Here is a 19426-nt window from a genome sequence, read left to right as displayed (position 1 = left end):
CCGGGTCGCGGGGCCCGCTCGCCCCTCCCCCGCCCGCCCTGTGCCGCGCTTCCGCACCCCGGCGCTCCCGCGCTCCTCGCACCCCGCTACCCGACCGCCCGCGCCGCCGCCCGTCCCGCCGTACGGCCCGAGAACAGGCAGCCGCCCAGGAAGGTCCCCTCCAGCGAGCGGTACCCGTGCACGCCCCCGCCGCCGAACCCGGCGGCCTCGCCGGCCGCGTACACCCCGGGCAGCACCTCGCCGTCCGGCCGCAGCACCCGGGAGGACAGGTCGGTCTCCAGTCCGCCCAGCGACTTGCGGGTCAGGATGTTCAGCCGGACGGCGATCAGCGGGGCGGCGGCCGGGTCGAGGATGCGGTGCGGGGCGGCGGTGCGGATGAGCCGGTCGCCGAGGTGGCGGCGGGCGCCGTGGATCGCGGTGACCTGGAGGTCCTTGGCGAAGGGGTTGACCACCTGCCGGTCGCGGTCCTCGACGGTGCGGCGCAGCCCGTCCGGGTCGATCAGCGGCTCGCCGGCCCTGGCGTTCATGCCCCGGGCGAGGTCGGCGAGGTTCCCGGCGACCACGAAGTCCGGCCCGTGCCGCAGGTGGCCGCGGACCGGCCCGGGGGCGCCGGGCAGCGCGCGCCCGAGCACGCCGCGCACCGACTTCCCGGTCAGGTCGGGGTTCTGCTCGGAGCCGGAGAGGGTGAACTCCTTCTCGACGATGCGCTGGTTGAGCACGAACCAGGTGTACTCGTACCCGGTGGACATGATGTGTTCGAGCGTCCCGAGGGTGTCGAAACCGGGGAACAGCGGGACGGGCAGCCGCTCGCCGCGCGCGTCCAGCCAGAGCGAGGAGGGGCCGGGCAGGATGCGGATGCCGTGCCGGGCCCAGATCGGGTCCCAATTCTCGATGCCCTCGGTGTAGTGCCACATCCGGTCGCCGTTGATCAGGCTGGCCCCGGCCCGGCCGGCGATCTCCAGCATCAGTCCGTCCACGTGCGCGGGCACGCCGGAGAGCAGCCTGGCGGGCGGGGTGCCGAGCCGGGCCGGCCAGGCCTTGCGGACCAGGTCGTGGTTGCCGCCGATGCCGCCGGAGGTGACGACCACGGCCTGGGCGCGCAGTTCGAAGCTCCCGGCGACCTCGCGCGAGCTGGCCTCGCCCCGGCCCGCCGGGCTCGGCACCAGCACCTCGCCGGTGACGGTGTCGACGGCGCCCGCGGTGGCGGACAGCCCGGTGACCCGGTGCCGGAAGCGCAGGTCCACCAGGCCGCGCGCGGCGGCCGCCCGGACCCTGCGGACGAAGGGCGCCAGCAGCCCGGGCCCGGTGCCCCAGGTGATGTGGAAGCGCGGCACCGAGTTACCGGGCCCGTCGGCGAGGAAACCGCCGCGCTCGGCCCAGCCGACCACCGGGAAGAACCGCACGCCCATGCCGTGCAGCCAGGAGCGCTTCTCGCCCGCCGCGAAGTCCACGTACGCCTCGGCCCAGCGGCGCGGCCAGGCGTCCTCGGGCCGGTCGAAGCCGGCCGTGCCGAGCCAGTCCTGCCAGGCGAGGGCGTGCGAGTCGCGGATCCGCATCCGGCGCTGCTCGGGCGAGTCGACCAGGAAGAGGCCGCCGAAGGACCAGTGCGCCTGGCCGCCGAAGGAGGCCGCGGGTTCCTGGTCGAGCAGGATCACCTTCCGTCCCGCGTCGGCGAGTTCGGCGGTGGCGGCGAGGCCCGCGAGGCCCGCCCCGATGACGATGACGTCGGCGTCCAGGGCCATGCGCAGTCCTCCGTCGCGGCTCGCGGTGGCGGCGCGCCCGGGACACGCCGTCGCTGTGCGCCCGATACTGCGGTCTGCGGCGAGGTCCGGTCAACCGGCGGGTGACAACCGTCGGGCCGAATTCCGCTCCGGGGCGTTTCGGAATTGCCGTCGATAGCCGCGCGGCCCGTGGTCGGGCGAATTGCGAAATGCCGTCCGGGGCCGTCTGACGGAATATCGGCAATTTCTGCGCAAACCATGGACGCCCGGGAAACCTGGCAGTAACTTACCTGCGAGTAGCTGCGGCCCGGCTCGGCACGACCCCCACCCGTCGTTTCTCTCCCCCCAGGAGGAACCGTGCTCCGCCCTGCCCGGAAATCCCGGCACCTCCGGAATTCCACCGCACTCGCCGCCGTCGCCCTCGGCGCCGCGCTCGCGCTCACCTCCACCGCCGCCCAGGCCGCCACCCCGGCGCCGAAGCACTACGTGGCGCTCGGCGACTCCTACGCCGCGGGCGCCGGCGTGCCGGGCCAGTCGGCCGGCCTGTGCCTGCGCTCCGACCGCAACTACGGCCACCTGGTCGCCGCCGCCCTCAAGGCCGGCGCGTACACCGACGCCACCTGCTCCGCCGCCAAGATCAAGGCGATGACCCAGCCCCAGTACGACGCCTTCATCCGGGTCAACGACCCCCAGCTGGACTCGGTGACCGCCGACACCGACCTGGTCACCCTCGGGATCGGCGGCAACGACCTCGCGGCCAGCGACCTCGGCCTCGGCGAACTGGTCGCCACCTGCATCGCCGGCGCCGTCGTCAACCCACTCGGCACGCCCTGCAAGGACGTCTACCACCACGGCTACTGGGACTGGAGCAGCATGTCCTGGCGCTACGGCACCGACGACCTGGCCGAGCGGATCCGCACCACCATCGCCCCGCAGCTGGCCGACACCCTCCGGCGGATCCACGCCAAGGCGCCGGGCGCCAGGGTGCTGCTGGTCGGCTACCCGTCCGTGCTGCCCGCCGACGGCTCGAAGTGCGTCCTGCGCCAGCCGGTGACCCCGGGCGACGTCGAGTACATGCACGGCGTGCTGGACAAGCTGAACGCCGCCCTGAAGTCCACCGCCGCCGCCAACGGCGCGACCTACGTGGACACCGCCACGCCGACCCTCGGGCACGACGTCTGCTCGGACGACCGCTGGATCGAGGGCGCGCTGCCCGGCTCGCCCGCCGTGCCGTTCCACCCGAACGCGACCGGCGAGCGGGTGATGGCGCAGGCGGTGCTCGCCGCGCTGAAGTAACACCGCCGCCGGCCCCGCCCATCCGCCCATCCGCCCATCCGTCCGTCCGCCCGCCCGTCGGCCCGGGCCCGGAAAGCCCCGAGGGGCCGGTGACCAGACCCCGGTCACCGGCCCCTCGGTTCGGTACGCGCGCTACTCGGACTTCGCGGCGGTGGTGGCGGTGGTGGCGGCACCGGCGGCCAGCCCGGCCGACCACTTCTCCTCGACGTTGCCGAACTTCCAGTAGGCGATCGCCGCGGCCCAGGTGAGCACGAACAGCCCGACGATCGCGTAGCCGACGAAGTTGAGGTCGAGCCCGCCGACCCAGGCGATCGGGCCGCTGGTGATGTCCAGCTTCTCGCCGAGCAGGCCGATCAGCTCGATCGAGCCGATCACCAGCGCGACCAGCACGGACAGCCCGGTGACGGTCAGGTTGTAGTAGATCTTGCGGACCGGCTTGGAGAAGGCCCACTCGTACGCGAAGTTCATGAACGAGCCGTCGATGGTGTCCAGCAGGCTCATCCCGGCCGCGAACAGGATCGGCAGGGTGAGCAGCGCGTACCAGGGCAGCGAGAAGGCCGCCGCGCCGCCCGCCAGCACCAGCAGGGACACCTCGGTGGCGGTGTCGAAGCCCAGGCCGAACAGCAGGCCGACCGGGTACATGTGCCAGGGCTTGGTGACGGCCCTGGTGACCCGGCCGAGGATGCGGTTCATCAGCCCGCGCCGCTCCAACTGGCGCTCCAGCTCCGCCTCGTCGTAGTCACCGTGGCGCATCCGGCGGAAGACCTTGAGGATGCCGTTGAAGGCGCCCAGGTTGATCAGGCCGAGCAGCAGCAGGAAGGTGCCGGAGACGGTGACGCCGATCAGGCCGGTCATCTCGTGCAGCGTCGAGTCGTCGGACTCCACCTGGCCGGCCAGCGAGCGGATGCCGAAGGCCAGCAGCGCGCAGAGGCCGAAGACGATCGAGGAGTGCCCGAGCGAGAACCAGAAGCCGACCGACAGTGGACGCTTGCCCTCGCCCATCAGCTTGCGGGTGGTGTTGTCGATGGCGGCGATGTGGTCCGCGTCGAAGGCGTGCCGCATGCCGAGGGTGTAGGCGGTCAGGCCCATGCCCGCGCCGAACACCTGGCCGCCGACGTCGTAGTGCTCGGGCTCCACCAGGGCGAGCAGCGTGAACCAGCCGATGACGTGCAGCGCGAGGATGAAGCCGCCCATTCCGGCCAGGCGGATCCACTCCTCACGGGTGAGTCGGTCGCGCCATCGGGGGGCGGTCATCGTCGTGTCCTTTCGGTCGGGCGGTCGAAGCTGGGCCATCTTTCCGCCTCGGTGCGCGCAGTTGCAAGTCATGCGCAATTACGGATTCGTCTCCCTTCGTCTCCACCCCCCTCCCGAAGATCGTCACGACTCATACAGGGCTTCGTAACCTCCGGGGACTTTCACCACGCGCTCTACGCGCGGATACTCCCGTTCTACGCGCGAAACCTGAGCGCTGCCCCCTCAACTCCCCACGGAGGAACGGCTCATGACGATCCGTATTCGAACCGCTGCCGCCCTCGCCGGAGCGGCGCTGCTCGCGGCCGGCCTCACCACCCCCGCCGCCACCGCCGCGCCCGCCACCCCCACCGCCAGGGCCGCCGCGGTCAGCGCGACCCCGCACCGGGTGCTGTTCGACAACAGCAAGGCCGAGACCGCGGGCAACGCCGACTGGATCATCAGCACCAGCCAGCCCGACCCGCTCGCCCAGAACGCCAACCCCACCACCGAGAAGAGCTGGACCGGCGCGCTGTCCGCCTGGGGCGTCGCCCTCCAGAAGACCGGCCAGTACAGCCTGAAGACCCTCCCGGCCGGCTCCACCATCAGCTACGGCACCGGCGCCGCGCTCGACCTCGCCAACTTCGACACCTTCGTGATCCCGGAGCCCAACACGAGGTTCTCCGCGAGCGAGAAGACCGCGATCATGAACTTCGTGAAGAACGGCGGCGGCCTCTTCCTGGTCTCCGACCACGTCAACAGCGACCGCAACAACGACGGCTGGGACTCCCCGAAGATCATCAACGACCTGCTGACCAGCAACGGGGTGAACAACAACGACCCCTTCGGCTTCTCGGTCGACCTGCTCAACATCACCACCGACAACCCGCGCGCGGTCAACGACGCGACCGACCCGGTGCTGCACGGCTCCTTCGGCACCGTCACCGGCTCGATCCTGCGCAACGGCACCACCTTCACCCTCAAGCCCGCCGACAACCCGAACGTCAAGGGCCTGGTCTACCGGACCGGCTACAGCGGGAACACCGGCGCGTTCTTCGTCACCAGCACCTTCGGCTCCGGCCGGGTCGCGATCTGGGGCGACAGCTCCCCGATCGACGACGGCACCGGCCAGTCCGGCAACACCCTGTACAACGGCTGGGACGACCCGGCGGGCACCGACGCCGCCCTCGCCCTCAACGCCACCGCCTGGCTGAGCAAGTCCTGACCGGCCGCGCACCCGAGGGGGCGCCCCGTCTCCGGCGGCGGCGCCCCCTCGGCCTGGCCCCTCTCATCAGGCCAAGGACCGCGCCCTCCCCTACTGTCGAAGTACCGAACCGTCGCGACGCCGACGCCCGGGACCGATGGGAGCGGCCATGCCGTCCTACCCCTTCCACACCACCCGCGAGGACCTGCGCGTCCCGCTGCCCGACGGCACCCGACTGGCCGCCCGGCTGTGGCGGCCGGTCGGCGGCGAACCCGGCCCCGCACTGCTGGAGTACTCCGGCGGCCGCCTCAGCGACCGGACCGCCGCCGAGGACTCCCGCCGCCACCCCTGGTACGCGGGCCACGGCTACGCCGCCGTCCGGGTCGACACCCGTGGGCACGGCAACTCCGAGGGCACCCCCGGCGAGCCCGGCGGCGCGCAGGAGCTGGCCGACGGCACCGCCGTGGTCGACTGGCTCGCCCGCCGCCCCTGGTGCAACGGCCGACTCGGCCTGCTCGGCGTCGGCACGGCCGGCACCACCGCCCTGCGCCTCGCCGCCCGGACCCCCGGGGCCGTCGGCGCCGTCGTCACCGCCTGCCCCGAGGGCGGCCACCGGCTCGGCGGAGCCGTACTCGCCGCCGACCTCCACAACCGGCTCACCACGCTGATCGCCGACGCCGCCCTGCCGCCGGACCCGCGGCACGTCGGCGACGCCTGGCGCACCGCCTGGCTCGCCCGGCTGGAATCGCTGCGGCCGCCCGTCGAGGACTGGCTCGCGGCCGGCGAGTCCACCGTCCCGGTGTCCGTCCCCGCCCTCGCGGTGACCGGCTGGGGCGACCCGTCCTGCTCCTTCGTGCTGCGGCTGCTCGCCGAGTCCCCCACCGCCCGCGCCCTGATCGGCCCCTGGCCGCACGGCCTGCCCGAGCCCGCCCTGCCCGACACCCTGCGCTGGTGGGACCACTGGCTGCGCGGCATCGACACCGGCGCCCTCAAGGAACCCGCCCTGCGCAGCTGGCTCGGCACCCGCTGGACCGGTGACGAGGCCTGGCCCTCCCCCGACGTCCGCGAGATCCACTACGGCCTGGACGGGCCGCTGAGCACCGCCGGCACCGCCTCCGACGACCGGTACGTACGGGTCCGCTCCCCGCAGCACACCGGCCTCAACGCCGGCGCCTACGTCCCGCACGGCCGCCCCGCCGACCGGCCGCCGGACCAGCGCGAGGAGGACGGCCGCTCGGTCTGCTTCGACTCCCAGCCGCTGCCCGAGCCGGTCGAACTGCTCGGCGCCCCCACCGTACGGCTGCGGCTGCGCGAGGACAGCGCGCCCGCCCAGGTCGCGGTGCGGCTGTGCGCCGTCGGCCCGGACGGCACCTCCGAGCTGGTCACCCGGGGCGTCCTGGCCGCCGAGGGGCCGGACGCCGAGGTCGAACTCGCGGCCTGCGCCTGGACCTTCCCCGCCGGGCACCGGCTGCGCCTCGCCCTCTCCTCGGTCTACTGGCCCTGGGTGTGGCCCCCGGCCGAGGACACCGGGTACGGCGTCGACCCGTCCCGCTCCACCCTGAGCCTGCCGGTGCGCCACCTCGCCGCCGACGTCGGCGCCCCGCCCGTCACCTTCGAGACCCCGGAGCTGCCCGACCCCCTCGACGTCCACCTCACCGAGCCTCTCACCGCCCGGCCCGAACACCTCACCGTGCACGACATCGGCCGCCACGAGTGGCGCACCGAACTCTCCCCCGCCGGCGACGGCACCCGCACCCACCCCGACGGCCTGGTCCGCGACGAGCACACCGTCACCGCCTACCGCGTGCTCACCGGCGCCCCGCTCAGCGCCCAGGCCCGCACCGACCACACCGTCCGGCTGGAGCGGCCCGACATCGGCTGGGACGTCACCGTCCAGACCCGCACCCAACTGCGCTGCGACGCCGGACACTTCATCAGCATCGTGCAACTGCGGGCACTGGAGGCGGGCTCCGTGGTGTTCACCCGGGAGTGGCAGCACCGGGTGACCCGGGACCGCCCCTGAACCTTCACCAAGTCCGCCCCCGGCCGGGGTTGTCGGCAGTGTGACAATGCCGGGACAGGGAAGCACGCGTCGGGGAGGGCGAGCATGCTGGCCGAGTCGGTGTACCGGACCGAGGACGTGGAACCATCCGACCGCTTCGAGCACTGGCGGCACCGACTCGCCGGGATGAACGCGCCGATCGAGGCCAGCAGCGAACACGCCGCCGACTTCCGGGCGGAGTTGCGCGTCCTGACGCTCGGCGAGCTGCGGCTCTGGAACATGGAGAGCCCGCCGATCACCGTACGCCGGCCGACGCGCCTGATCCGCTCCTCCGACCCGGAGCTCTACCTCTTCTCGGTCCCGATCGCCGACGCCGGGCCCGCGGCCCGGTCCGACGACCGCGGCGAGTGGCGCCCGCGGGACCTGGTGATGTACGACAGCACCCGGCCCATCGCCCTCCGAGTCAGCACCGACGATCCGAGCCGGCGGATCCGCGGGGCCTGGCTGAGCCTCCCCCGACAGGCGCTGCCGCTGCCGCCGGGCCGGACCGACACGCTGATCGCCCGCCGGATGCCCGGGGACACCGGCGTGGGCGCCCTGCTCGTCCAGCTGCTCACCGGCATCGCCGCCGACCCCGGCGCCTACCGGACCGGCGACGCGCCCCGGCTGGGCACCGCCGCCCTCGACCTGGTGACGGCGACGCTCGCCCACCACCTCGACGCCGAGGACGCCGTACCGCCGGAGAGCCGGCGCCGGGCCCTGGTCCAGCGCATCCGGGCCTTCATCCGGGCCCACCTGCACGAACCGGACCTCGCCCCCGGCGCCGTCGCCGCCGCGCACCACATCTCGGTCAGCTACCTGCACCGCCTCTTCGAGGGCGAGGAGGAGACCGTCGCCGCCTGGATCCGCCGCCAGCGCCTCGAACGGGCCCGCCGCGACCTCGGCGACCCGGCTCTGGCCGCCACCCCCGTCCACGTCATCGCGGCCCGCTGCGGATTCCCCCGCGCCGCGGACTTCACCCGCGCCTTCCGCGGCGCGTACGGCCTGCCGCCCCGCGACTACCGCCACGGCGCCGTGACGGCCGGCGGTGGACTCTGAACCAAGCGGCAGTGGACCGCATGCCAACGACAACCACCGGGTGGAGTCGGCAAGCTGATGGTGCGTCCGACACGGGGGATCGAGTGGCGGACGCGACCAACACCGACACCCTCGAAGGGGGACCATCCATGTCCAGCAACGGACTCCGCAACACCCGGCGCTCCGCCGTCGGCATCGGCGTCGCCGCCCTGGCGCTCACCCTGACCGGCCTCGGCGGCGGCCAGGCCTTCGCCGACTCGCACGCCGGCCTCACGGCCTCGATCGAGATCAAGAACGACAACGGCAAGTGCCTGGAGATCACCAGCTCCTCCACCGCGAACGGCGCCAGGGCCCAGCAGTGGGACTGCAAGGGCCAGGCCGGCTCGAAGTGGCAGTGGCAGTCCGCGGGCAACGGCTACTGGAACCTCGTGAACGCCCACAGCGGCAAGTGCCTGGAGATCCAGAGCTCCTCCACCTCGAACGGCGCCGAGGCCCAGCAGTGGTCGTGCAACGGCCAGGACGGCGCGAAGTGGCGGGTGGAGTCGGTCCGGTCGAACCGGGCGGTGATCCGGAACCACAGCGGCAAGGTCCTGGAGATCACCAGTTCCTCCGGCGCGAACGGGGCCAACGCCCAGCAGTGGGAGTACAAGGGCCAGTCCGGCGCGCTCTGGTCCTGGTGACGAGCCACCGGCCGCTCCCCGCCCGCCGTCGCGCGGGCGGGGAGCGGCCGGCCCGCTACGCGTGGTCGGCCAGGACCTCGGCGATCACGTGGCGGGCGATGGAGGTCATCCTCGGGTCGCTGTCCCGGTAGTAGGACACCTCCATCAGGGCGATGGACAGGGCCCAGCCGCGGGCGCGGTCCCAGGCCGCGTCGTCGGGGGCGGCGGCCGCGCGGAAGGTCTCGCGGGCGGCGGCGGGCAGGACGTACCAGGCGGGGATCAGATCGACGGCCGGCTCGCCGAGGCCCGCGCAGCCGAAGTCGATGACGGCGGCGAGCCGACCGTCCGGGCCCACCAGCAGGTTGCCGGGCTGGAGGTCGCCGTGGAGCCAGACCGGGGGGCCGGTGGGCGCCGGGGCGTCCAGGGCGTGCTCCCAGGCGGCGGTCGCGGCGGCGGCGTCGACCAGGTCCGGCACGGCCGCGATCGCCTTCCTGGTCTCGGCGTCGCGCTCGGCCAGCGACTCGTTGCGGTAGGCGGCGGGCCCGCCGACCGGGTCTATCCGGCGGATGGCCGTCACGAAGCCGGCCAAGTCCCGGGCCAGCAGCCCGGGTTCGGCGATCCGCCCGGTGACCGGGGTGGCGCCGTCGAGCCAGCGCAGCACCGACCAGGGCCAGGGGCAGCCGTCGACCGGCCCGCCCACGGCCAGCGGGACCGGCACCGGGACGGGCAGCCGGGGGGCCAGGCGCCGCAGCCAGCGGTCCTCCTTGGCGATCTCCTCGACCACCCCGGGGATCCGCGGGATGCGCACCACCAGCTCCGCGCCCAACCGGTACATCGCGTTGCTGGTCCCGGTCGGCGTCACCGGCTCGACCGGCAGGCCGGCCCACTGGGGGAAGTGCTCGGCGACCATCCGGTGCACCAGCGACTCGTCGATGTCCAGTTCGTCGGGGTGCAGCTTGCGGGAGGAGGCCATGGTGCCCGACCCTGCCAGCCGCGGACCGGGCCCGGCAACCGAATTGGCGCCGGGACCGAAGGCCGCCGCGGCCCCGGGTCAGCGCCTGCGCCCGGCTCCCCCGGGCTTCCGTCCGTCGGCGTGGATCCACCGCCGGTTGGCGGCGCAGGCCACGAACGGGCCGATGAACACGAGCAGCCACCACAGGAGCCCGAGCGTCCGCTGACGGTCGGGCTCCCCCCAGCGACCCGGAAGCAGCACCATCAGGGGCAGCGCCACCAGGAGTGCCGCCCATGTCGCCATCCAGGCGATCACCCTGCGCGCCCAGACCTCCATGCGTCCCCCACCCTTCGAGCCACATCTGAACGTGTTCAATATAGCGCTCGGGATGTGTCGGGCGAGCCGCTACCCCCGGTGGACGGCGCCCGCGGCGATCAGCCCGGGCAGGTCCCGCATGTCGTCGAAGACCACGGTGCCGGGGCCGGCCAGCCGCTCCGCGGCCGTGACGCCGCCCGCGTAGCCGAGCGCGCGCATCCCGGCGGCGCGGGCGGCCTCCACGCCGGGCCGGCTGTCCTCGACCACCACGCAGGCGGCCGGGTCGACGCCCATCGAGCGCGCGGCGTGCAGGAAGAGGTCGGGCGCGGGCTTGCCGCGCCCGACCTCGGTGGCGCTGAAGATCCGCCCGGCGAAGTGGTCGTGGAGGCCGGTCCGGCCCAGGGTGTGGCGCATCTTCTCGTGGGTGCCGCTGGAGGCCACGCAGGTGGGCAGGGTGATCGCGGCCAGCGCCTCCGGCAGGCCGTCCACCGGGGTCAGCCCGGCGTCGACCGCCTCGGCGTGCAGCTCGTGGAAGCGCCTGCCCCACACGGCCGCCACCTCCGCCCCGAGCCGCTCGGCGACCAGCGCGTTGTTGGCCGGCTCCGACCGACCGACGAAACGCTCGATCGCCTCCGCCTCGGTCAGCGGCCAGCCGTACTCCCGGCCCAGCCGCACCAGCACCCGGACGGCGATCACCTCGCTGTCCACCAGGACTCCGTCACAGTCGAATATCACCAGCTCGATGGGCTTGATCATCCGACCAGGATAGGGAGGCCGCCACGAGAAGGGCCCGGCAGCCGTAGCCACCGGGCCCCTCACCCGTCCTGGTTCACCGGCCCGTCAGGAGCCGGTCCGGGCTCAGCCGGTCTGGACGGAGGTGTCGTCGATCACGAAGCTGGTCTGGAGCGAGGCGTCCTCGGTCCCGGCGAACTTCACCGTGACCGACTGGCCCGCGTAGGACGACAGGTCGAAGGTGCGCTGCTGGTAGCCCGCCGCGGCGTCCACGTTGGAGTAGGTCTTCAGCGTGGTGCCGTTGACCGACACGGCCAGCTTGTCGTACGCGGTGCTGCCCGACTCGGCGGTGTCGATGTGCAGCCAGAAGCTCAGCGTCGCCTTGCAGCCCGCCGGGATGCTCACCGTCTGCGACAGCGAGTCCGAGTGGGTGGAGCCGTAGCCGTTCATCCACGCCTTCCAGGAGCCGCTGTGGGCCGCCTGGGAGGTGCTGCTGTCCACCACGCCGCTGGACGCCGTCCACGGGGTGGCGCTGCCGGTCTCGAAGCCCGCGTTGCCCAGCAGCTGCGCCGGGGTGCAGCCGCCGCCACCGGTCGAGACGGCCCAGGTGAAGCTGGTGGAGGCCGACTTGCCCGCCGCGTCCGTCACGGTGACGGTCACGGTGGAGCTGCCGGCGGCGGAGACGGTGCCGGCGATGACACCGGTCGAGGAGTTGATCGACAGCCCGGCGGGCAGGCCGGTCGCGGCGTAGGACAGCGGGGCGGTGCCGCCGGAGGCGCTGATCTGGAGGTTGACCGAACCGCCCACGGTGGTGGACTGGTTACCCGGGTTGGTGACGGTGACGGCACCGCTGCCGGCCGGCTTGGTGAGCAGGCAGCCGGCCGTGTTGAGGTCGATGGCCCGGGTGGAGGAGTTCAGGCAGGTGGTGAACCAGTACGTCTCCTCGCCGTAGCTCTGGCCCTTGTAGGCCTTGGTGGTGCCGTCGGCGGCCACCTCGCACGGGTTGTTGAGGGTGCACATGGCGCCGTCGTCGTTGCCGGTGTTGTTGATGCCGATGATCCGCCCGCTGGCGGAGTCGACGATCGGCGAACCGGAGGTGCCGTGGGTGGTGTTGCAGCCGGAGCTGTAGCGCAGCGAGTCGTGCCAGGTCCACTCGTCCTCGCGCAGGGTCGGCACGAAGCCGTTCACGGAGCAGTTCCAGACCTGCTTCCAGTACGACGAGGGTATGTACATCGACGCACCGTCGGTCGGGTGCGTGTCACTGATGGTCAGCGCGGTGGCACCGTACTTGGAGGTGATCGACCCGTAGGTGTCGGTGAGTTGGTAGAGCGCGACATCGGTGCCGGTCATCGTCGCGTAGAGCACCTTGTCGGCCTGGACGGTGCCCAGGCTGTTGCCCGCGCCGTCGAGCAGGGTGCCGCTGCGGCTGGCGGTGGCGTTCTGGATCACCTGGCCGGCCGAGGGCATGGTCGGCAGGCAGTGCCCGTTGGTGAGCATCAGCGCGCGGTCGCCGGCCACCGAGGTGGGGTAACGGACCAGCGAGGCCGAGCAGTTGCTCAGGGCGATGGTGGAGGTCAGGTCGGCCGCCTGAACGGCGTGCGCGGGGGCGGCCGCGAAGGCCAGCCCGCCCGCGACGACGGCGCTCGTACCGGCCACCGCGACAATCCTCTTGAACATGGCTCTCCTTGTGGGGGATCGCGGGGTGTACGACTGGTCGCCGACGCCCGCGCCGCACGAAAGTGCCATGGCCACTTCAATGGGTCAAGGATTGTGACCGAACTCGCCACTCCCCATGGCCTGTTGTGCCACCCAGCGGCAACGACCCGTCCCGGTATGCCCGTTACGGGCCGGGGTTATGGCTGCGGGGCGGTGGCCACGCTCCCCGACTCGGTCTTGGCGGGGGTACCCTCGCCCTCCTTCGCGCCGAGGGTCATCGTCCAGGTCGTCCCGGCCGGCTTGAAGTCGTACTTCTCGGAGAACTTGACGGAACGGCAGTTCTGCCAGAACTGCTTCTCGTCGGAATCCCAGTCCTCCCCGGCGAGGTAGTAGAAGTCGTACGAGCCCGCCTTGACGCCCTCGATGACGGCCTCCTTCCCCTTGGCCGCGTACACCGAGGCCACCGACGTGCCGTCCACCCCGATCGTGAAGACCACGTCCGTGGCGCTGTTGTTCTTGACCTCCAAGGTGCCCTTGCCGTTGCTCCCGCCGTCACGGACCAGGGTGCCGTTCTCCAGCACACGCGGCGTCGGCTGCGGCTTGGGCAGCTGCGGGACGGTGAAGGCGGCCTGCTGGCCGGCCGTCGCCAGCTTGGCGAGCGCGGCGGGGATCGCCACCACCCCCTGGCCGCCGCCGAGCTGCGCCCGGATGACGCCGACCGTGCAGTACTTCTTGAGGTTGAGGTTGGTACGGATCGTCAGCGCCTCGGAGGAGAGCTTGTCCAGGCCCGCCACCAGCTCGGTGCGCGCCGCGTCGGCCCCGTCCGGTGCGGCGGCGGCCTTCAGGTTCCGGACGGCGCGGTCGGCGTTGGACTCGGTGACGGCGAGCGCGGTCTCTACCTCCTTCATCGTCGTCGCCGCGGCCACCTTCGCCAGCCCGGCACCGACCGGCTCCAGGGACTGGGCGAGCGTCGTACCGAACGGCGTCGCCGAAGCGCTCGGCACCGCCGCCGAAGTGCTCGGCGCCGCCGCCCCTTCGCCGCCCCCGCCGGAACATGCCGCCAGCAGCAGCACCCCGCCGACCGCCAGGACAGCCCTACCCCTGAACTCCATGACCCCACCCCACCGTCATCCCAGCGCACTCCCCGTACGCGTCGGGCGACATGCTGCCGAGCACGAACCATCCCGGTCAACCCGATTCGGACGGCCACCGGAAGGGGCCGCCCCGGGCCGTTCACGGAGGTCAACTACGATCGGGCCCGTGCTCAGTCTCACCGGACTCCCGCTCCAGATCATCGCCTCCCTCCTCGCGATAGCCGTCTTCGCCGCCACCATGTGGCTGTGGCCGCGGTTCGGCGGGAAGGGCTGGAAGGCGTGGCTGGGCCGGATCGGCGCGTTCCTGGCCACCCAGGTGTCGGTGCTGGCCGCGATGGGTCTGATCGCCAACAGCTACTTCGGCTTCTACAGCTCCTGGACGGACCTGCTGGGCACCAGCGGCGGGCTCGGCACGGTGGTCGACCACCAGCCCAACGCCTCCGGGGTGGCCGTCACCGGTGAGCAGAAGTTCTACTCCGCGCAGGGCTCGGACCCTGAGCGCTCCGGCCAGATCCAGAAGGTCGACGTCCGGGGGGCCGGCAGCGGGCTGACCACCGAGGCGTACGTCTACCTGCCGCCGCAGTACTTCCAGCCGGACTACGCCAAGCAGCGCTTCCCGATGGCCCTGGTGCTCACCGGCTACCCGGGCACCCCGGAGAAGCTGATCTCGCTGATGCAGTACCCGGCGTCGACGCTGGACGCGATAGAGCAGAAGAAACTGCCGCCGACCGTCCTGGTGATGACCCGCCCCACCCTGGTCGGCGACCGGGACACCGAGTGCGTGGACGTGCCGAACGGCCCCCAGGTGGAGACCTTCTTCACCTCCGACCTGCCCAAGGCCCTCGCCACCACCTACCGGATCGGCACCGACCCGGCCAACCGGGCGGTGATCGGCAACTCCACCGGCGGCTACTGCGCGCTCAAGTTCGCGCTGCGCAAGCCCGACGCCTACCGCGCGGCGGTCGCGCTCTCCGGCTACTACAGCGCCGCCCACGACGCGACCACCGGCGACCTGTTCGGCGGCAGCGCCCAACTGAAGCAGGAGAACGACCTGCTGTGGCGGCTGAAGAACCAGCCCGCGGCCCCCGTCTCGCTGCTGCTGACCACCGCGTACGACGAGAACAACTACGACGAGACCAAGGCCATGGTCGCCGCCTTCAAGGCCCCCACCAAGATGTCCACCATCACCCTGGACACCGCCGGCCACAACTTCCACACCTGGACCCGGGAGATCCCCCCGGCCCTTGAGTGGCTGGGCAAGCACCTCACCATGCCGCCGTCCGCCTGACGTTCCGGATCACACGCGTCTCACAGCCCCGTCTCACGGTTCTCTCAGCCGCGCCACCCACCGTATGGCGCATGACCACGAGCAGCTACTCCCCTCCGGCCGGCGAACCGTGGCCCGAGGCCGCGAACCACCCGCCGCCGGAGGTGCCGGCCCCGGTCCGGCCGGGCCCGGCACCGCTCTTCCCCGAGCAGCCCCTGCCGGCCGCCGGTCCCAAGGGCCCGGCCTCCTGGTCCGGCCGGCTGCGCACCCTCCCCGCCCGTGCCTGGCGCGGGCGCGCGGACGACCCGCGCTGGGTGCGCCCGGCCCTGCTCGCGCTGCTGGCCGCGACCGCCGTCCTCTACCTGTGGGGCCTGAGCGCCTCCGGCTGGGCCAACTCCTTCTACTCGGCCGCCGTGCAGGCCGGCTCCCAGAGCTGGAAGGCCTTCTTCTTCGGCTCCTCGGACTCGGCGAACTTCATCACCGTCGACAAGCCCCCGGCCGCGCTGTGGCCGATGGCGCTGTCGGCGCGGGTCTTCGGCCTCTCCTCCTGGTCGGTCCTCGCCCCTCAGGCGCTGATGGGCGCGGCCACCGTCGGCGTGCTGTACGCGACGGTGCGCCGCCGCTTCTCCCCGCTGGGCGGTCTGCTGGCGGGCGCCGCGCTGGCGCTCACCCCGGTCGCGGCGCTGATGTTCCGCTTCAACAACCCGGACGCGCTGCTGGTGCTGCTGCTGACGCTGGCCGCGTACGGGCTGGTGCGGGCGGTCGAGGCGGCGGGCACCCGGTGGCTGGTCTTCACCGGGGTGATGTTCGGCCTCGCCTTCCTCACCAAGACCCTGGCGGCCTTCCTGGTGCTGCCCGCCTTCGCGGTGATCTACCTGGTGGCGGCGCCCACCGGGTTCTGGCGGCGGGTGCGCCAGAACCTGCTCGCGGGCGCGGCGCTGCTGGTCTCGGGCGGCTGGTGGGTGGCGGTCGTCGAGCTGATGCCCGCCTCGGCCCGCCCGTACATCGGCGGCTCGCAGGACAACAGCTTCCTCTCGCTCACCTTCGGCTACAACGGCCTCGGCCGGGTCGACGGCAACGAACGCGGCAGCGTGGGCGGCGGCGGCCGGATGCCGGCCGGGCTGGACCTGCCGGGCGGCGCCACGGCGCACGGCGGCGGCCACGGCTGGGGCGAGACCGGGCTGACCCGGATGTTCGGCACGGACATCGGCGGGCAGATCGCCTGGCTGCTGCCGGCCGCGCTGATCCTGCTGGCCGTCGGCCTCTGGGCGACCCGCCGCCACGCCCGCACCGACACCGCCCGCGCGGCCTTCCTGGTCTGGGGCGGCTGGCTGCTGTCCACCGCGCTGATCTTCAGCTTCATGTCCGGGATCTTCCACCAGTACTACACGGTGGCGCTGGCCCCGGCGGTCGCGGCGCTGGTCGGCATGGGCGTGGACGGGCTGTGGCGGGCCCGGCACCGGCTGCCCTGGGCGCTGGTGCTGGCCGGGACGCTCGCGGTGACGGCGGTCTGGGCGTTCGTGCTGCTCGGCCGCAGCCCGGGCTTCCTGCCGTGGCTGCGCTGGGCGGTGCTGGTCGGCGGTCTGGTGGCGGCGGCCGCGCTGGTCACCGGGCAGGTGGCCGGACGGACCTCCGGCCGGACCGGCGCGCGGATCGCCTCGGTGGCGGGCCTGGTGGGCGTGGCGGCGGCGCTCGGCGGACCGGCGGCGTACGCGGTGGACACGGTGAACACCCCGCACACCGGCTCGATCGTGACCGCGGGGCCGGGCGTGGACGGCGCGTCCGGGCCCGGCGGCATGGGGCGCAGGGGCGGCAACGGCGCGAAGGGCTTCCCCGGTGGCGGCAACGGGCGCTGGTTCGGCCAGGGTGGGCAGAACGGCCAGGCTGGTCAGAACAGCCAGGGCGGCCAGGGCGGCCTGCCGGGCTTCCCGGGTGCCCGGGGCTTCACCGGCGGGCAGGGCTTCAACGGCGCCCAGGGCTTCGGCGGCGGCGGTACGGGCTCCGAGCACGCCAACGGCCGCCACGAGCGCGGCACCGGCACCGGCACCGACACCGGCTCCGACGGCGTCCCCGGCGTGCCGGACCCCCAGGCCCCGGGCGGCCTCACCGGCGGCACGGCCGGCGGCCCGCCGCCCGGCGGCATGGGCGGGCTGCTCGACGGACCCAAGGTGACCGGCGAGGTCGCCGCCATGATCGAGGAGAACGCCGACCACTACACCTGGGCGGCCGCCACGATCGGCTCGCAGACCGCGGCCGGCTACCAACTCGCCACCGGTGAACCGGTGATGGCCCTCGGCGGCTTCAACGGCACCGACCCCTCGCTGACCCTGGCCGGCTTCCGGAAGTACGTCGAGGAGGGAAAGGTGCACTGGTTCATCGGCGCGGGCGGCTCCCACCGCGGCTTCGGCGGCGGCGCGGGCGGCGACGAGGGCGGGCAGCAGAGCGAGTCCGCCCAGATCGAGTCCTGGGTGACGGCGCACTACACGGCGAAGACCATCGGCTCCACCACCTTCTACGACCTGACGGCCCCCACCTCCTGAGCCCGAACCCCCGAGGGGGCGTACCGCGTTCGCGCGGCACGCCCCCTCTCCCGTCCCCACTGCCTCAGTCGGACGGGCAGTGCGTCCCGGACGCCGGCAGCCGGCCGTCCACCAGGTAGGAGGCCACCGCGTCCCGGACGCAGCCGCTCTTGTCGTACCCGGTGTGCCCGTCGCCGTCCCGGGTGAGCAGCACCCCGTGCTCCAGCCCGGCGGCGAGCCGCTGCGCCCAGGCGTACGGGGTGACCGGGTCGCCGGTGGAGCCGATCACCAGGATCGGGGCGCTGCCCGCCGCCCGGATCGGCCGCGGCGGCTCGGGGCTGTGGAACGGCCAGGGGCGGCAGTCCGGGTCGAGCAGGGTGCCCACCGGGTCGTGGCCGCTGACCAGCGGGGCGCGGGCGGCGAGTTCGGCGAGGGCCGGGCGCAGTTCCGCGTCGGTGGGCGGGGGCGGGCCGTCCGCGCAGGAGATGGCGGCGAAGGCGTCGGCCGGGGTCCGGTAGCGGCCGTCCTCGTCGCGGCGGTCGGCGCCGTCGGCGAGGGCGAGCAGGCCCTCGGCCTCGCCCCGGGTGACGGCCGGTGTGAGGGCCTCGCGCAGCCGGGGCCAGGAGCGGCGGCCGTCGGAGAGCACGTCCAGGGCGGCGTCCCAGCCGAGCGCGGCGGTGAGCGCGCGGCCGTCGGCGGCGCGCAGCGGGTGGTCGCGCAGTCCGTCGAGGAAGCGGGCGAGGCGCTGCGGGGCGGCGGCGGGGTCGGCGCCGAGCGGGCAGGCCGCTCCGTCGTCGGTGGCGCAGGCGGCGGCGAAGGCCCGGAGCCCGGCCTCGGCGGCGGCGGCCTGTTCGGTGCCGAGCCGCGCGGCGGGGGCGCCGTGGTCGACGGCGCCGTCGAGAACGAGCCGGCCGGTGCGGTCGGGGAACTGCTCGGCGTAGGTGGCGCCGAGGTGGGTGCCGTAGGAGAAGCCGAGGAAGTCCAGCCGGCGTTCACCGAGGGCGCCGCGCAGGACGTCGAGGTCGCGGGCGGTGTCGCGGGTGCCGAGGTGCGGGAGCAGGTCGGCGTGCCGGGCGCGGCAGGCCTCGGCGAGGATCCGGCCGTGGTCGTAGGCCGGGTCGTCGGTGGCGTCCCACTGGTCGCGGGTGCGGTCGTCCAGGCAGTGGACCGGGGTGGTGTCCCCGGCGCCGCGCGGGTCGAAGCCGACCAGGTCGTACCGGTCGTGCAGCGGCCCCTGGTAGCCCTTCCAGCCCCAACGGACCATGTCGACACCGGAGTTGCCGGGGCCGCCGGGGTTGAGCAGCAGGGCGCCGAGCCGGTGCGCGCGGTCGGCGGCGGGCACCATGGCGAGGGCGACGTCGACGGTGGGCCCGCCCGGGTCGGCGTAGTCCAGCGGGACCTTGAGGGTGGCGCACCGCACGGCGGCCCGGTCCGGGTCGTCGCCGTCCTCGTCGGGGCAGTGCCGCCAGTCGATCCGCTGGTCGTAGAGCGCGCGCAGGGCGGGCGCGGCGGTGGCGGCGACCCGCTCGGCCAGCGGCGGCCGGTCGGGCGGGCCGGGGGCGGCGCCCGTACAGCCGCTCGGCAGCGCGAGGGCGAGTGCGGCGGCGAGGGCGGGCAGGGTGCGCCCGGGCGGGCGGGGGAGCCGGGGGATCATCGGGGCCACCGCCCACAAGTACCACCCGGCACGCGCCGCGCGCACACC

General features: G+C 73.7%; 14 protein-coding genes and 1 pseudogene. 7 read left to right on the top strand and 8 right to left on the bottom strand.

What is annotated here, in order from left to right; genetic code table 11:
* Window positions 1-86 precede the first annotated feature (86 nt).
* The gene (locus ACGF0D_RS15035) at window positions 87-1742 is read right to left on the bottom strand and encodes an FAD-binding dehydrogenase (RefSeq protein WP_392869004.1); all 1656 of its coding nucleotides are present in this window, start codon (window positions 1740-1742) and stop codon (window positions 87-89) included.
* A 336-nt stretch (window positions 1743-2078) separates the two neighbouring features.
* Between ACGF0D_RS15035 and ACGF0D_RS15030 the strand changes: the two genes are divergently transcribed.
* Complete coding sequence (locus ACGF0D_RS15030) at window positions 2079-3017, top strand: SGNH/GDSL hydrolase family protein (protein WP_392916155.1); 939 nt, start codon at window positions 2079-2081, stop codon at window positions 3015-3017.
* A gap of 132 nt (window positions 3018-3149) precedes the next feature.
* On the opposite strand, the gene ACGF0D_RS15025 is transcribed toward ACGF0D_RS15030, so the two are convergent.
* Window positions 3150-4271, bottom strand: coding sequence for a HoxN/HupN/NixA family nickel/cobalt transporter (locus ACGF0D_RS15025; protein WP_392869008.1), 1122 nt, complete (start codon window positions 4269-4271; stop codon window positions 3150-3152).
* A 247-nt stretch (window positions 4272-4518) separates the two neighbouring features.
* Between ACGF0D_RS15025 and ACGF0D_RS15020 the strand changes: the two are divergent.
* The 4 genes and pseudogenes from ACGF0D_RS15020 to ACGF0D_RS15005 all read left to right on the top strand — a co-directional run.
* Window positions 4519-5463 (top strand): annotated as a pseudogene (locus tag ACGF0D_RS15020) (hydrolase); the annotation flags it as partial.
* A 157-nt stretch (window positions 5464-5620) separates the two neighbouring features.
* Window positions 5621-7474, top strand: a complete 1854-nt coding sequence (locus ACGF0D_RS15015; protein WP_392916153.1) for a CocE/NonD family hydrolase — start codon at window positions 5621-5623, stop codon at window positions 7472-7474.
* Between the two features lie 84 nt (window positions 7475-7558).
* A complete protein-coding gene (locus tag ACGF0D_RS15010) occupies window positions 7559-8551 on the top strand; it encodes a helix-turn-helix domain-containing protein (protein ID WP_392869012.1) in 993 nt (330 codons plus the stop codon).
* A gap of 128 nt (window positions 8552-8679) precedes the next feature.
* Window positions 8680-9210 (top strand): RICIN domain-containing protein, encoded by a 531-nt coding sequence (locus ACGF0D_RS15005; RefSeq protein ID WP_392916150.1) that lies wholly within the window; start codon window positions 8680-8682, stop codon window positions 9208-9210.
* 55 nt (window positions 9211-9265) lie between these two features.
* Here the strand turns inward: ACGF0D_RS15005 and ACGF0D_RS15000 are convergent, their stop codons facing one another.
* The 5 genes from ACGF0D_RS15000 to ACGF0D_RS14980 form a co-directional block, all read right to left on the bottom strand.
* On the bottom strand, window positions 9266-10162 hold the full coding sequence (locus ACGF0D_RS15000; protein WP_392916147.1) for an aminoglycoside phosphotransferase family protein: 897 nt from the start codon (window positions 10160-10162) through the stop codon (window positions 9266-9268).
* A gap of 78 nt (window positions 10163-10240) precedes the next feature.
* The gene (locus ACGF0D_RS14995; RefSeq protein WP_392916144.1) at window positions 10241-10477 is read right to left on the bottom strand and encodes a hypothetical protein; all 237 of its coding nucleotides are present in this window, start codon (window positions 10475-10477) and stop codon (window positions 10241-10243) included.
* A 69-nt stretch (window positions 10478-10546) separates the two neighbouring features.
* A complete protein-coding gene (locus ACGF0D_RS14990) occupies window positions 10547-11212 on the bottom strand; it encodes an HAD family hydrolase (protein WP_392869020.1) in 666 nt (221 codons plus the stop codon).
* A gap of 102 nt (window positions 11213-11314) precedes the next feature.
* Window positions 11315-12865 carry a putative Ig domain-containing protein gene (locus tag ACGF0D_RS14985; RefSeq protein ID WP_392869022.1) on the bottom strand — a complete coding sequence of 517 codons (1551 nt, stop codon included), beginning with the start codon at window positions 12863-12865 and terminating at the stop codon, window positions 11315-11317.
* Window positions 12866-13041: 176 nt separating this feature from the next.
* Window positions 13042-13956, bottom strand: coding sequence for a hypothetical protein (locus tag ACGF0D_RS14980; RefSeq protein WP_392916142.1), 915 nt, complete (start codon window positions 13954-13956; stop codon window positions 13042-13044).
* Between the two features lie 148 nt (window positions 13957-14104).
* Here ACGF0D_RS14980 and ACGF0D_RS14975 point away from each other — a divergent pair, with 148 nt between their 5' ends.
* A complete protein-coding gene (locus ACGF0D_RS14975) occupies window positions 14105-15226 on the top strand; it encodes an alpha/beta hydrolase (RefSeq protein WP_392869026.1) in 1122 nt (373 codons plus the stop codon).
* A gap of 71 nt (window positions 15227-15297) precedes the next feature.
* Entirely contained in the window at window positions 15298-17745 is a 2448-nt protein-coding gene (locus ACGF0D_RS14970) for a glycosyltransferase family 39 protein (RefSeq protein WP_392916139.1), read from the top strand.
* 64 nt (window positions 17746-17809) lie between these two features.
* On the opposite strand, the gene ACGF0D_RS14965 is transcribed toward ACGF0D_RS14970, so the two are convergent.
* On the bottom strand, window positions 17810-19378 hold the full coding sequence (locus ACGF0D_RS14965; RefSeq protein WP_392916137.1) for an alpha/beta hydrolase: 1569 nt from the start codon (window positions 19376-19378) through the stop codon (window positions 17810-17812).
* Between the last annotated feature and the right edge of the window lie 48 nt (window positions 19379-19426).

This window comes from Kitasatospora sp. NPDC048298 (assembly GCF_043201465.1).
Lineage (GTDB): Bacteria > Actinomycetota > Actinomycetes > Streptomycetales > Streptomycetaceae > Kitasatospora.
Note: the sequence above shows the minus strand (reverse complement) of the source record. Positions and strands in the feature narration are given on the sequence as shown.